This window comes from Ruegeria sp. BG7 (genome assembly GCF_056535685.1).
Genome location: NZ_JBQFIU010000001.1, coordinates 2,045,085 through 2,057,509, shown reverse-complemented (window position 1 = coordinate 2,057,509; position 12,425 = coordinate 2,045,085). Strand labels below are relative to the sequence as shown.

The 12,425-nt window shown below is 57.0% G+C and carries 11 protein-coding genes; 9 read left to right on the top strand and 2 right to left on the bottom strand.

What is annotated here, in order from left to right; all coding sequences use genetic code 11:
- Window positions 1–29: 29 nt before the first annotated feature.
- Window positions 30–497: an Hsp20 family protein gene (locus tag ACR3EH_RS10235; protein ID WP_171188158.1), complete on the top strand. Its 468-nt coding sequence runs from the start codon at window positions 30–32 to the stop codon at window positions 495–497.
- Between the two features lie 448 nt (window positions 498–945).
- Window positions 946–1,497, top strand: coding sequence for a lysozyme inhibitor LprI family protein (locus tag ACR3EH_RS10230; RefSeq protein WP_171188156.1), 552 nt, complete (start codon window positions 946–948; stop codon window positions 1,495–1,497).
- A 140-nt stretch (window positions 1,498–1,637) separates the two neighbouring features.
- Here ACR3EH_RS10230 and ACR3EH_RS10225 read toward each other — a convergent pair whose 3' ends face one another.
- Together ACR3EH_RS10225 and ACR3EH_RS10220 are read right to left on the bottom strand one after the other, a co-directional pair.
- On the bottom strand, window positions 1,638–3,821 hold the full coding sequence (locus ACR3EH_RS10225) for an esterase-like activity of phytase family protein (RefSeq protein ID WP_171188154.1): 2,184 nt from the start codon (window positions 3,819–3,821) through the stop codon (window positions 1,638–1,640).
- A gap of 128 nt (window positions 3,822–3,949) precedes the next feature.
- Window positions 3,950–5,425, bottom strand: coding sequence for an NAD-dependent succinate-semialdehyde dehydrogenase (locus ACR3EH_RS10220; RefSeq protein ID WP_171188152.1), 1,476 nt, complete (start codon window positions 5,423–5,425; stop codon window positions 3,950–3,952).
- 248 nt (window positions 5,426–5,673) lie between these two features.
- Here ACR3EH_RS10220 and ACR3EH_RS10215 point away from each other — a divergent pair, with 248 nt between their 5' ends.
- From ACR3EH_RS10215 to ACR3EH_RS10185, 7 genes are all read left to right on the top strand, one after another.
- Entirely contained in the window at window positions 5,674–6,753 is a 1,080-nt protein-coding gene (locus ACR3EH_RS10215) for a coiled-coil domain-containing protein (protein ID WP_171188150.1), read from the top strand.
- 270 nt (window positions 6,754–7,023) lie between these two features.
- On the top strand, window positions 7,024–8,142 hold the full coding sequence (locus ACR3EH_RS10210) for a hypothetical protein (protein WP_171188147.1): 1,119 nt from the start codon (window positions 7,024–7,026) through the stop codon (window positions 8,140–8,142).
- 54 nt (window positions 8,143–8,196) lie between these two features.
- Window positions 8,197–10,128 carry an AAA family ATPase gene (locus ACR3EH_RS10205; RefSeq protein ID WP_171676403.1) on the top strand — a complete coding sequence of 644 codons (1,932 nt, stop codon included), beginning with the start codon at window positions 8,197–8,199 and terminating at the stop codon, window positions 10,126–10,128.
- Complete coding sequence (locus ACR3EH_RS10200; RefSeq protein WP_171188143.1) at window positions 10,128–10,418, top strand: hypothetical protein; 291 nt, start codon at window positions 10,128–10,130, stop codon at window positions 10,416–10,418. The genes ACR3EH_RS10205 and ACR3EH_RS10200 overlap by 1 nt, the downstream gene beginning before the upstream one ends.
- Window positions 10,415–10,564, top strand: coding sequence for a hypothetical protein (locus tag ACR3EH_RS10195; RefSeq protein ID WP_171188141.1), 150 nt, complete (start codon window positions 10,415–10,417; stop codon window positions 10,562–10,564). Before ACR3EH_RS10200 ends, ACR3EH_RS10195 begins: the two co-directional genes overlap by 4 nt.
- Entirely contained in the window at window positions 10,561–11,091 is a 531-nt protein-coding gene (locus ACR3EH_RS10190) for a hypothetical protein (RefSeq protein ID WP_171676405.1), read from the top strand. The genes ACR3EH_RS10195 and ACR3EH_RS10190 overlap by 4 nt, the downstream gene beginning before the upstream one ends.
- Complete coding sequence (locus tag ACR3EH_RS10185; RefSeq protein WP_171188138.1) at window positions 11,088–12,425, top strand: DUF6638 family protein; 1,338 nt, start codon at window positions 11,088–11,090, stop codon at window positions 12,423–12,425. The genes ACR3EH_RS10190 and ACR3EH_RS10185 overlap by 4 nt, the downstream gene beginning before the upstream one ends.

Genomic DNA, 12,425 nt, shown 5'->3' with positions numbered 1-12,425 from the left:
TAAATCGCTCAAGGATGAGGATACGACAAATGCGTACATTTGACTTTGCACCGCTGCACCGCGCCACCATTGGCTTTGATCAGATCGCCGACATGATGGATCGCGTTCTGACCAATGATGTGGCTCAGCCCAGCTACCCCCCCTACAACATCGAAAAAACCGATGCCGACACCTACCGGATTTCCGTCGCCGTCGCCGGTTTTTCCGAAGCAGACCTGTCTGTTGAAGTGAAAGAAAACTCGCTGGTCTTGGCTGGCAAGAAAGCCGCCGAGGACAAAGACCGCAGCTATCTGCACCGTGGCATCGCCACCCGCGCGTTCGAACGCCGTTTTGCGCTGGCCGATCACGTGCGTGTCACTGGCGCCAGCCACGAGAACGGCATGCTGAACATCGACCTGAAGCGCGAAGTGCCCGAGGCGCTGAAACCGCGCCGGATCGAGATCTCATCGGCCAAGGCCATTGAAAAAGACGTCGTTGACGCCAAGGCCGTCAACTAACACTCCTGAAAAACTTTGCGGCAGTCGCCTCCTCCCAGACTGTCGCAACTCACGCCCCGCGTTCCTCCAGACGCGGGGCGATGTTTTTGGGCGCTCTCCTGAGTGTTTGCTAAGCTGACGGAGCGGTCGTTCACCGTGAGCGCGGCGTGGTGAAGGTTGAACGTCAGTTATGCGTGGCAAATTGGACTTTGGAGCCTACGTAGAGATGCACCATACCCGCGCATTATCTTCCAGTTAACTAAGGCCGCGGTGTCCGGTCCAATGTTACACGTTATCCTGACCGCCACGCACTGATTTTGTGCTCTATCTTTGCGCGTATTACGTGTGACAGAGATCAACCAAAAGAAGTGCTTGACGACAGAGGCCCGTCCAACCAGTTTCCCATTGAACAGCACCCCACGGGGGAAAGCTGGGTCAATCTCCGCCGATCTATTGTGAGGAAATACATATGCTTAAACTGATATTGGCAATTGGGTTTATTGTTATGGGAACAAGTGCACATGCCTATGACTCGGAGGCCGCCGCCGCCGAATACGACAAATCCTATCTTAAGGTTGAGAAGCGCTTTGAAAGTGATTCAATTAATCGGGAAGCATGTGTAATTGTAGGCATTCAAGACTGCGTCAAAGACTTGGAAGAAGTTCTCGAAAGCAAGGGTTTCTTCATTCCCGGAGGAGCCGCAGTGTCTCCTCGCGAGTATTGTAATTTCATCGGTTTGGAGCGCGCGGACGATTATCTGAATGCAGTGTATCAGCGCATACTGAAGCAAGGACCACTGGGTACTCAGGACGTAGAGGAGATAGACGAGGAATGGGTAGCTAATCTGCGTGCAGCTCAGCGCCTCTGGCTTCAGTTCGCGAATAAGATGTGTTCCGAAGACAATATCGTTGGTTGGCACGCCGGAGGCTCGGGCTGGGGGGCAACAATTGCTGAATGCACCACGCGTCTTTCAATCCAGCAGGCCGATAACTTGGATCGCTACTTCACCATCAATTACTAAAAGTGCAGAAATAGCGGCCGCCGAATGCGCCCACAGAATCGGCAGCAGATCTAACAAGCCGCAAAGGGTTAAAATCTAACGTCTGAAGTAAAATGACCCCGCACAATTTTGTGCGGGGTTTCTCAAGTTATGCAAGTAGGTCAATTCCCAGCCGTTACCGACCCGATCGACCAGAACATCGTCTCGCCCGAGGCATCGTCAACACCATCATTGTCAGTCATCACAAACGCCTCGCCCGAGGGCAGGATGGCCAGACCTTCGATCTTGTCCAGAACGTATCCACCCGTCGAGGTCAGGTCGGGCAGCAAGTCACGGACCTCTTGCTTGCTGACCACGGGCAATGCGCCACCCAGCGGGGCTGGGGTCATTTCGGACAGCGGGATGCGGTAGATCTTTTTGGTTACGGCGCGGTGGTCGTGCTGGTTGTCGCGCTCGATGACGTAGACATGATCACCAAAGGCAACGATTTCCGACAGGCCGACCCAGCCTTTTTCCGGGTTCGCCTTGGGGTAATGCACGGCACCCCATTCCTTGGTCTTAAGGTTATAGGCCACCAGTTTCACGTGGTTTTTGGGGTCGTCTTTCCATTCGCGTTGTACAGCCATCCACAGGGTGTCACCAACCTTGGTGATGCCCTCGAAACCAAAGCGTTTTTCAACGGCCATTAACTCCGGCGGCAGGCCAATCTCGCCCTTGCGGTCCTTGACCAGACCTTCAGCCGAGACGTGATAGATCGCGTGCGGGATGACGCGGTCGGTGCGGCCTTCGGAGGCGACGTAGAAACCACCTTTGCCGTCCAGCGTGATGCCCTCCAGATCCAGCTTCTGCGCCGGGTTGCCATCCTGGCGGTGAATGCGGATCACGTCTACGATGCGAGCCGGTTGTTGGCTGGGATCGATCTTGAAGATCGACGGCTGGAAGCCATAAAAGCTGTCATTGACCGCATAGATCATGCCGTCTTCATCCGCGACCAGACCGGACAGAGCGCCCCACCCGATCAGCTCATCCGCACCTTCCGAGGTTAGATGCGGATAGTTGGCCGGGGCGTCCTGATATTCAAAGATCGAAACATGCGCGCGAGGGCCGCCATCTTCGATCAGGTCTTTTTCATTGGCCGAGATCAGAAGGTTGCGGTCGGGAATCGCCACATAACCTTCCGGGCCAACACCCGAGGGCAGCAGCTGTTTCAGCACGGGGTTGGCCGGATCGGTGGCGTCATAGACACCCACGACCGAGGCGCGCTCGGCCCCGACGAAGATCATCGGTGTGCCGCCAAAGGTGGCCGCGGTCACGCTTTCCGGCTCAACACCTTTGCTGTCTGAACGCTTGTCAGGGTAGTGTCCGATCTGGATGATGGCCTTCTCGAAATCGGTGCCGTTTTCGTAAACAACGGTGCCGTCTTTGTGGAAAACTGTCCAACCACGCGACCCGCCTTCATAGTCACCTTCGTTGGCGGTCGCGAAGTGATTGTCGTCGATCCATTTCACCGCGTCCGGTTCGCGCAAACGGCCCGGCTGGCTTTCGGTGAAGATCAACGCGCCGCGTTCATCGGTGGTGTCGATGCCTTCCAAATCAACCGCGCCTGCCGAGAAATGGCTGACCACGTTGCCGTCCCTGTCGACCACTGCGACGTGGTTGTTTTCCTGCAAAGTGACGACGGTTTCGCCGAGGGCGTTGATGTCCACAAACTCCGGCTCAGGGTCGGTCGGCGCGACCTCTGCCAAACCGGTCAGCGAGGCCATCTTCATGTCCGCGCAGTCCAGTGTGCCGTCTTTCAGTGGCACCAGAGCCAGCGACCCAGCGGGCAGTTGTGGGATGATGCCTTCATTCAGGTCTTCGTCGCGTTCGTTTTCAATGGCGACGGCGACAAAGCTACCATCGGGGGCGATGGCGACGCTGTCGGGCTGACCGCCCAGATCACAGGCACCGGTTTCCGATTTGCCCGCGATATCGACCGAGATTAGTTTGCCGGACGGGGCGGTATAGCTTTCTGACGTGTTCACGCCCACAAAAGCCGTCGCGCCAACGATGCCCACGGATGTCGGCTCGCCGCCCACCTCCATCGCACCCAACGGTGCCGGGCTTGCAGGGTTGGTTATATCGATCATGCCGATCACGCCCATCGGGCTGTCGGTGTAGACCAGCGTCATGCCGTCAGCGGTGGCCGCGATGATCTCGGGCGAAGTCTCACGGGTTGTATCCGCGCCCTCGGCCATGTTCTTGACGACCGGGAAGGACGCAATTCGGTTGAAGTTCATCTCTGCCACGGCCTGACCAGCGGTCAGGGCAAGGGCAGATGTCAGGCAGGCATAGCGCAATGACATCGGTAAGTATCCCCTCTCAGTTGGATACGAGGGGGATGAACCCGGGTCATTGCAGGGATGTGACGGTTTATTTGCAGTTTTATGACAAACCGAACGGCCCCGGTACTTTGCACCGGGGCACTAAAGGATCAAACCGACAGGCAGACGTACTTCATTTCCAGATAGTCTTCCATGCCGTGATGGCTGCCTTCGCGGCCCAGACCGGATTGCTTGACGCCACCAAACGGGCCCAGCTCGGTCGAGATGATGCCGGTGTTCACACCGACGATGCCGTACTCCAGCGCCTCGGCCACTTTGTAGACGCGGCTCAGGTCTTTGGCATAGAAATACGAGGCCAGACCAAAGATCGTGTCATTCGCCATGGCAATGACATCGTCCTCATCTTCAAACTTGAACAACGGGGCCAGCGGACCAAAGGTTTCGTCCTGAGCCACCATCATGTCCTGGGTCACGCCCGTCACGATGGTCGGCTGGAAGAAGGTACCGCCCAGATCGTGGGGCAAGCCGCCGGTCAGAACAGCACCGCCCTTGTCGGTTACGTCCTTGATATGCTCTTCAACCTTGGCAACGGCTTCAGCGTTGATCAGCGGGCCGGTTGTGGTTCCGTCTGTCAGACCGTCACCAACTTTCAGCGCCTCAACAGCGGCTTTCAGCTTGGCGGCAAAGGCATCGTAGACACCGGCCTGCACGTAGATACGGTTTGCGCAGACGCAGGTTTGACCGTTGTTGCGAAACTTGCACATCATCGCGCCTTCGACCGCTGCATCCAGATCGGCGTCGTCAAACACGATGAACGGCGCGTTGCCGCCCAGTTCCATCGAGCATTTCATCACCTGATCGGCGGCCTGTTTCAGCAGGATGCGCCCAACCTCGGTCGAACCGGTAAAGGTCAGCTTGCGCACACCGGGGTTCTCGCAGAATTCCTTGCCGATTTCGCTGGCGCGCGACGAGGGTACGACGTTGAACACACCAGCCGGAATGCCGGCTTTTTCGGCCAAAACAGCCAGAACCAGCGCGGACAAGGGTGTTTCCTTAGCGGGGCGTGCCACAAAGGCGCAACCCGCAGCAAGGGCAGGCCCGGCCTTGCGGGTGATCATCGCGTTGGGGAAGTTCCATGGTGTGATCGACGCAGCAACACCGATGGGCTGTTTCAAAACCATGATCCGCTTGTCACGCTGGTGACCCGGGATCATCTCGCCATAGACACGTTTGGCTTCTTCACCAAAGAACTCGATGAAGGAGGCGCCGTATCCGATTTCACCAATCGCCTCGGCAAGGGGTTTGCCTTGCTCGGCCGTCAGAATCTTGCCCAGATCCTCAGCGTTTTCCATCATCAGATCGAACCAGCGGCGCAGGATCACTGCGCGTTCCTTGCCGGTCAGCTTGGCCCACTCTTTTTGTGCGGCCTCAGCCTGTGCAATCGCGCCTGCCACCTGAGCACGGCTGACATCGGTCACCTCGGCCACCACGTCGCCGCGGGCGGGGTTGGTCACTTCAAAAGTACCATTGTCCCCATCCACCCACTGGCCGCCGATATAGGCCTTGGTCGCCAAAAGGTCGGGGTTTTTCAAAAGAGATTTCAGATCGGTTGTCGCGTCCAGCATGGGTCAGCCTCCGGCAGGAATTTTGTTCAACGCACCCAATCAGGTGGGGTCTGGATTGTCTATGTCCACAATGGTGGTCGGATCAATCCAGATTTGATCATATGCCACACGAGCAGCTTAGCAATTCGCGCCTATCTTTTTCAGGCTGAGTTTGCCAAGGTTCAGGGGATATTTGACTCGCAGGGGATGTAAATAGACGTAACATTCCCTATCTTATTGGGTAATAGAATAAAAAAGGGATAGAACCGATGTCGAACCAGCAATTTGAGGCGCTGATTAAAGAAACGCAAACCAAGGTGCGTGAAAGCCAGTCGCAGATCGAAGGGCTGACATCGCGCATCGAAGCAGCGCGGGCCAAGATCGGCACCGCCGAGGCCGATATCGACATCGAAAACGCCACGCTTGAGGATGTGCACGCCCATACCGAGGTGATGAACGCCAATATCGCCGAGTTGATCATGGGTCTGGACGACGTCACCAACGCCTTTTCCAAGGATTTCGATGAGATGCGCTCGAAAACCGGGTGGGAGTCGTTTGTCGGCATCTTCTCGAAAGGCAAATCCGAGTCGATGCGGCAGGAACGGATGCGCACTGCCAATATCGACGACAAGCTGCAGGACCTGATCGCTAAATCGGACGTGATCGTGAAATTGCTGCAAGGGCAATTGTCGGTGCTGGAAGAGCAGCGCGTCAAGGTTGAGGACAACCTGACCGTAACGCTGGATGATCGAGAAGCAACGGTGGCTGAGCTTGAGGCGTTGCGTATTGAGATTCAGGGCATGGACCCGACGATCATTACGCTGGAGAACAAAATCAGCGTCGAACAGGACGCGGCCGCGCGCACCCAGTTAGAGACTGAATTGGCCGAGCTGAACAAGCAATACAACGCCAAGGTTCAGGAAGAGCAGGTCAAGCTGGCCAAGTCGCAGACGCTGGAGCGCTATATCGAGAAAGGCAAGACCTGGGTCGATTCATTGCAGAACCAGGCGGCGACACAGATGGTGCTGATCAACAAGCTGCAGACAGACACGCAGCAGCGCGTGGTGCTGTATGACGCCCTGACCAAATCGCTGAAAACCGCACAGCAGCAGGACGTGGCCCACCGCATCAACGAGATCGGCGTGCAGACCGACCAAGAGGCGCAAACCGCCATGGCCGCCATCGGCACCGCGACCAACCAGAAAATGGCCGACATGCTTGAAGCGCATGAGGACCACATGGTCTTTGCCCGCGACGTGCTGGAGAAAAAGGCCAAGGCGGACGAACGCTTTGCCCGCCGGTTTGCCTCGATTGTCGAGAAGCACGATAAGAACTTGTATGGCGGATGAAGTGGTTTAGCCGAAAAGACGTACGGCTTCTCAGGATTGGCCTCTTTCTCGTAGTTTGGCCGATCCCGATTTATGGCCTACCAGCTCTTTTGCATAAATTGGGTGCTGAAGGCGGAACTTATAAGCTGCTCGGTTTTCTCACTCTATATGGCGGGCCGGTTAGCATAATCTTCGGGCTTATTATCTTCGCGTTGTACCTGATCTCAGACGTTTTTCTCCTGCCATGGCGGCTCAATCAATGCCGTGGAACTGGTTGTAGTGAATCCAAAAATGACTAACCCCACCCAAGACCATGTTGGCCTGACCGACACCTTCGCCTCGCGCCGCTATTTCCGCAAATTCGAGGTGATCACCGTCCACCTTCTGCGCGTGGCCGCGACGATGGAGGCCGAGGGCGCGATCAGCAAGCAAGAGGTGCGGATCATCTCGCGTTATCTCTCGGGACTGCTCTACACGTTCCGGGCGCTCAGCATGAAATACCTGCTGGTCGGGCGCGATACGGGGCGGTTCTTTGGCAGCCTCGCCATGGACAAGCGTGACAGCGGGTTTCCGGTGGCGGCCGAGTTGCTGACCATGGCCAATGACGCGCAGCAGGCGCAGGTGCATCTGGCGAATATGCCCTCAGAAGATGACCTGAAAACCGACATGGTGCGGACGATTATTGGCGATCGGGAGATCCCCACCAAGCTGCAATTCGCGCTGTCTCAAAGGCTCTATTATGAAGAATTACTGAAAGGTCAGTTGTTCTGGGCCCGCAACGATCCCGAATGCCATTGGATCGGGAATGAGGGCGAGCGGCGCAAGTTCATGATCCATTGGGCGGTCTATGACAGCCAGATCAACCTGCCGGTCATCTACCTGATGCAGTTGGAAGACAGCGGCAAGACTGCTCTGCCCAAAGACCAACGCCGCTGGCCCGAGGTGCAGGCCCATCTGATGGCGCAGTCTTTGGGCGGGTTGAAACTGGTGACCATCGCCAAAGGCTTTGATCAGGATTTTGACGACCTGCACCCCAAACACCTGCGCCGCATTCATGTGGGGCCAATGTATTCCTCGGCCTATACCGAGCAATCCGGGCCTTTGCGGCAGGTGCTGGAGGACGCACAGGCACCCGAAGGTCAAGATTGGGCGCTGGCCTGGACCACCGAGGAGCTGGAAAGCGAACAGGTGATCGAGGAACGCGCCGGATGGTTTTCCACCGTCGAACGCGAGATCTTTGCGCTGGACCCCTTTGGCGGTCAGGGGGCCGAGACAGGGGCCACGCGCACCCAGCGATCGATCATCCTGCCCCAACGCCCGTTTCAGGTTCTGGCCGAGCGCAACCCACCGGGGTTTGTCGATGTGAACAAGTTTGTTGTCAGCAAAGCGGGGCAGGTTTTGCGCTATTAGTTTCGCCTTCGGCGAGAGTATTTTTGAAAAGATGAAGCAAGAGCGGTTCAAGAGATGAGTTTGATGTCAGATCAGATGGAATTACGCGAGGACGACATTCGCAAGCACTATCAAGCAGCGACCGCTTTGCTGAACGGGTTTGAACACGCGCCGAGGATTGGCAAGGCGGTGGAAGCGGTTGTTGAACGATCTCCGGGGGTTTCTACGGGGCGGCGGTTTCGATCTACCACGCCGGGGCTGGTCACGCGGCGCGCGGTGCGTTCGGACGGTGTGCATCTGGCTGAACGGATCGAGGCGTCGGACGATGGGGATACGCTGGTGTCTCCGCCTCAGGCTACGACACAGCAAGCCATTCGCCGCGCGATTGCCATCGCTTTGGGTGTGGCCGAGGCTTATGCGGACCAGACGCCGTTGGCCGATCTGAAACGGGCCAATCTGGCCGGGGATTTGCCGGCTGCGCGCAGGACTGAATTCTCGGAACTGCTGACGGCTGAGGCTTTGATCACCTTGCACACGTTCGGCAATGCGCTGGCTTACTTGATGTCCTCGCATCTGGGCGAGACCACCGTCGATATTGGCGAGATCGAAGAGGTTTTGACCGACAATGGCCAACTCGCCCTGCATGGTGCGTTGTGGGAGCTGGATCAGACGCTGGCCAAACACGCCCCCGACGATGGCCACCTGATCGCGGCCACCAGCGCCTATGCCGAGCAATTGATGGAAAAAGTCGCCCTGCGCGCCCAGTCTGCTGGCCATTTGGGCCCGTTCCAGAGCGCGGCCTGGCATATCGAGGCCGATGACCTGACAATTAGGGGTTTTGAGCCGGCCTCGAAGGCGAAATCCACCACCCTGACCATGACGTTCAAGAAACCGAACGAGGTGGTGGGCAACCATATCGCCAAGTATCAGGCGATGAAGCTGGCCAAGATGCTGATGGCCTATGACTTCGACCGCCGCCTGAACCCGTTTGCGGAGCTTGGCGGGTTCATCTTTACCTTCATGGGCGACGGCAAACCGGGCACCGGCAAGACCACGCTGATCCAGATGATGGCCGGGCTGGTCCACGACTATTGCCAGAACGCGGGCTATCCCTTCCGCTATCAGAACCTGAGCACTGACAATATCGACAGTTATCAGGGTAAGTCCGGCCAGAACGCCAAGGCGTTTATCAACACGATCGTCGACCCCTCGGTCATCGGCTTCGGCACTATCGACGATATCGACCAGCTGGCGGGCAAACGCGGCGACAGGCAATCATCAGCCGGGCAGTTGGAAATCACCGCAGTTCTGATGGAGAGCTTTGCGGGGGCCAACACCGTCGTGCGCGGCAATTGCACCTTTGGCATGTTCTCGAACTACCCCGAGAATGTGGACGACGCCCTGCGCCAGCGGGCGGGCGCGCGGTTTCTGGTGGACGGGCCGCAGACGCGCGAGGATTACATCGACATCCTGCACCTGCTGATGGGCCGCAACCACGACATCCCGCTGGGCGAACACGACGCCTATGCCGCGCAAGAGATCAAAAAGGCCGTCGCCGCCAGTTTCGAAAGCCACTCGCGCCCGCATGAGGATGCTTTGTTGCAGGTCTATGACCGGGTTTCGGGCGAGATCGGCCAGATGGACACGATCGCTAAGCTGGGCACCTATCTAAAGGCGATCCAGAAGGCGGATGAGCGGTTCACCGGCCGCGCGATCAAGAACATCACCGACGCGGTCAAGGTTCGCGCGATGGATTTCGAACTACCCGACGAGTGGATGGAAAACCCCGACCTGTTCCTGTTCCGCGACTACGACACCAAGAAAGCGATGATCGAAGACCTGCGTCAGCCGATCACGGTCGAGATGGTGATGCAAGAGATCAACCGCTACGCCGACAGCGAGTTCCGCTATGCCGACAAGAGCGACGAGGTCGCGATTGAGAACACGGTGCGTGAGATGGGCCGGATGGAAGAGGCTAAGCGGCGGTATCTGGAGGGGAAGGGGTGATGCTTGTCTTCGCAGTTTCCGGTTTAGCTCTTGTTTTGGGTTTGATCCTGCCTCTGCGTTGGGGCGTTTTCGGATTTCTAGGCGCCGTGCTTGTGCTGTTTCTGACCCAGTTCGGCGTGAACGCGGGCAGCGGGTTTGAAGGTACTTCTTGGGAAGAATCCCTCATACTGTTTGAGGGCAGTGTGGTGTCGTATTTCGGGTTCAACTTGCAGATCACAGCGCGGGCGTTTGCGTTGCCGTTGTTGGTACTGGCAGTTGTGGTCGTTGGTCGATTCAAGAGGGTGGGATGAGACAAGTGGAGCAACAGACGAATACCGAATTCGAGGGCAAGCTTCGCTCTTCCAACAAGAGCGACGAAGTCGCCATCGAAAACGCTGTGCGTAAGATGGGCCGGATGGAAGGCGCCAAGCGGCGGTATTTGGAGGGGAAGGGGTGACGATAGTAGAATTCCTGTCAACCGCGAATACTTGGATTTCCCAACATAAGGAGCTTGTAACTATAGTCGGGATACCGTTGTTAACTTGGCTGGTTACCACGGTTTCAACCAATTCAGCAGAACGACGCTCCAATGCCGAAAGAAGAATGGTCGCTAGTGAGGCCGCCAAAGATCGTGCTGAAGAACGGAATCTACAACGGGCTTTGAAAGTCTCGGAGTATCGAAGAGATTGGATCGAAGACTTACGAAGAGAATTTGTAGAAATTCTTTGTATGGCCAAAGCCAATCGGGAAGACGAAGCTGGTTTGTTGCTTGAGTTTGATAGGCGAGTTCAAACAGTTATCCTGATGGTCAACCATAAGGACAAAGACATTGAGCCAATTCTGGAGAAAATGCACGACCTAGCGCACGCCATCAGAACCAACGAGAGATACAATCCTATCGATCTATCCATGATGATGCGGTCGTTCCTGAAAAAGGAGTGGCAAAAGCTAAAATCTGAAATTGGAGAGGCTTCGATAAAGTGATCCGCCTCATCGAAAAAGGCCTGATGTTCGGCAATCTCGTCCACATCTCCAGCCCGGCTCTGGTCGAGCGGTATAACCGCGCGCTGCAGCATCTGGCGGGCGAGGCCACGGCGTTAACGGATTTCCATGTCGATATATCGGGCTATTCGCCCGAGGTGGGGATTGAGCTGGACGATCCGCTCTACCTCAACCCCAACGGGGTCAACCGGCAGTTCATCCTGCTGACGACCGAGCAGAAACGCGCGCCCTTGCTGAACGTCAAATTCTCGACTTCGCGCGATATTCTGCGCGAGTTTATCGAGATGAACGAGGCGCAGCTGTTCGCCCTGACCGCTACCGATGCGGTGGCCGGAGAGTTGGTGAACTCGGTTATCAAACTCAGCACCCCGCGCGATCTGCTAAACCTGCGCAAGATCGAGATTGAGGCTGACACCGCCGGCGGCACCTTGCGCAAGGCACAGCAACTGGCGGGGATGGTCGAACGGTTCAAGACCGAAGAGGATGCGTGGTTCGACGATGTGCTGATCGCCAAGATGATCGAAACGGCCAAGGAAACCGGCGATGTTACCCGCAATCCGGTGCGTCTGCGCCACACGGATTTTGAGCAGCGCAATTTCTGGACCGCGCATTTTGGCGGACTGTATCTGTTTCCGGATGTGGATCACCCGGCAGCCGTCTGTATGGGCGACAAGCCGGATGATCTGCCGATCAAGTACACCTTCGACCCGTCACAGAGGAACCAGATTGCCAAGTTTCTGGACTACAACGATCTGGTCGAACCGATTGTCAAAGCGCGCGGCGTGGATGCCGCCGCGATCCTGCAACAAAAGATGGATTTCCTGACCGTCGATGCGGCTGCGGATGCAGATGTCGACCTGACCGGGCTGGATCGCAGCGACATGCGTCGGCTGGCGCGCAATCACTCGGATCGCCTGCCCGAGGCTTATCACGGGCTCGCTCAATTGCTGCGCTGGGCGAGCGATGGGGGGCCATGGCCACGCATCACCTCGGACCATCCAGCCTATTTCTATACCTTGCGCGCGGCGGATACGCCGAACCGCGATCTGGTGAACATGCTGCTGTCCGAGCTGGCTCCGCTGGACCCGCGCCAGATGTTCATCTGCCATAAAGAGCTGTTCTACCGAACATATTCGGGCTGGCCCGAGCGCAAGAAAGCCTATGTTGCCGACTTCCTTGCACGTGAGTATCAGGTGGACAAGCAAGGTGCTCGTGCTGCGTTGTTTGGGCATGAGCCGGATATGAGCGGCAATGACCGGGTCAGCGATGACATAATCGCCCGGGTCGGGCCCTGGGGTTCGGTGAGGAAAGGCTGA

Coding starts and splice junctions, on each gene's coding strand:
- ACR3EH_RS10195 (WP_171188141.1), top strand. CDS start 10,415: ATGAGACAAGTGGAGCAACAGACGAATACCGAATTCGAGGGCAAGCTT.
- ACR3EH_RS10205 (WP_171676403.1), top strand. CDS start 8,197: ATGAGTTTGATGTCAGATCAGATGGAATTACGCGAGGACGACATTCGC.
- ACR3EH_RS10200 (WP_171188143.1), top strand. CDS start 10,128: ATGCTTGTCTTCGCAGTTTCCGGTTTAGCTCTTGTTTTGGGTTTGATC.
- ACR3EH_RS10230 (WP_171188156.1), top strand. CDS start 946: ATGCTTAAACTGATATTGGCAATTGGGTTTATTGTTATGGGAACAAGT.
- ACR3EH_RS10235 (WP_171188158.1), top strand. CDS start 30: ATGCGTACATTTGACTTTGCACCGCTGCACCGCGCCACCATTGGCTTT.
- ACR3EH_RS10210 (WP_171188147.1), top strand. CDS start 7,024: ATGACTAACCCCACCCAAGACCATGTTGGCCTGACCGACACCTTCGCC.
- ACR3EH_RS10220 (WP_171188152.1), bottom strand. CDS start 5,425: ATGCTGGACGCGACAACCGATCTGAAATCTCTTTTGAAAAACCCCGAC.
- ACR3EH_RS10225 (WP_171188154.1), bottom strand. CDS start 3,821: ATGTCATTGCGCTATGCCTGCCTGACATCTGCCCTTGCCCTGACCGCT.
- ACR3EH_RS10215 (WP_171188150.1), top strand. CDS start 5,674: ATGTCGAACCAGCAATTTGAGGCGCTGATTAAAGAAACGCAAACCAAG.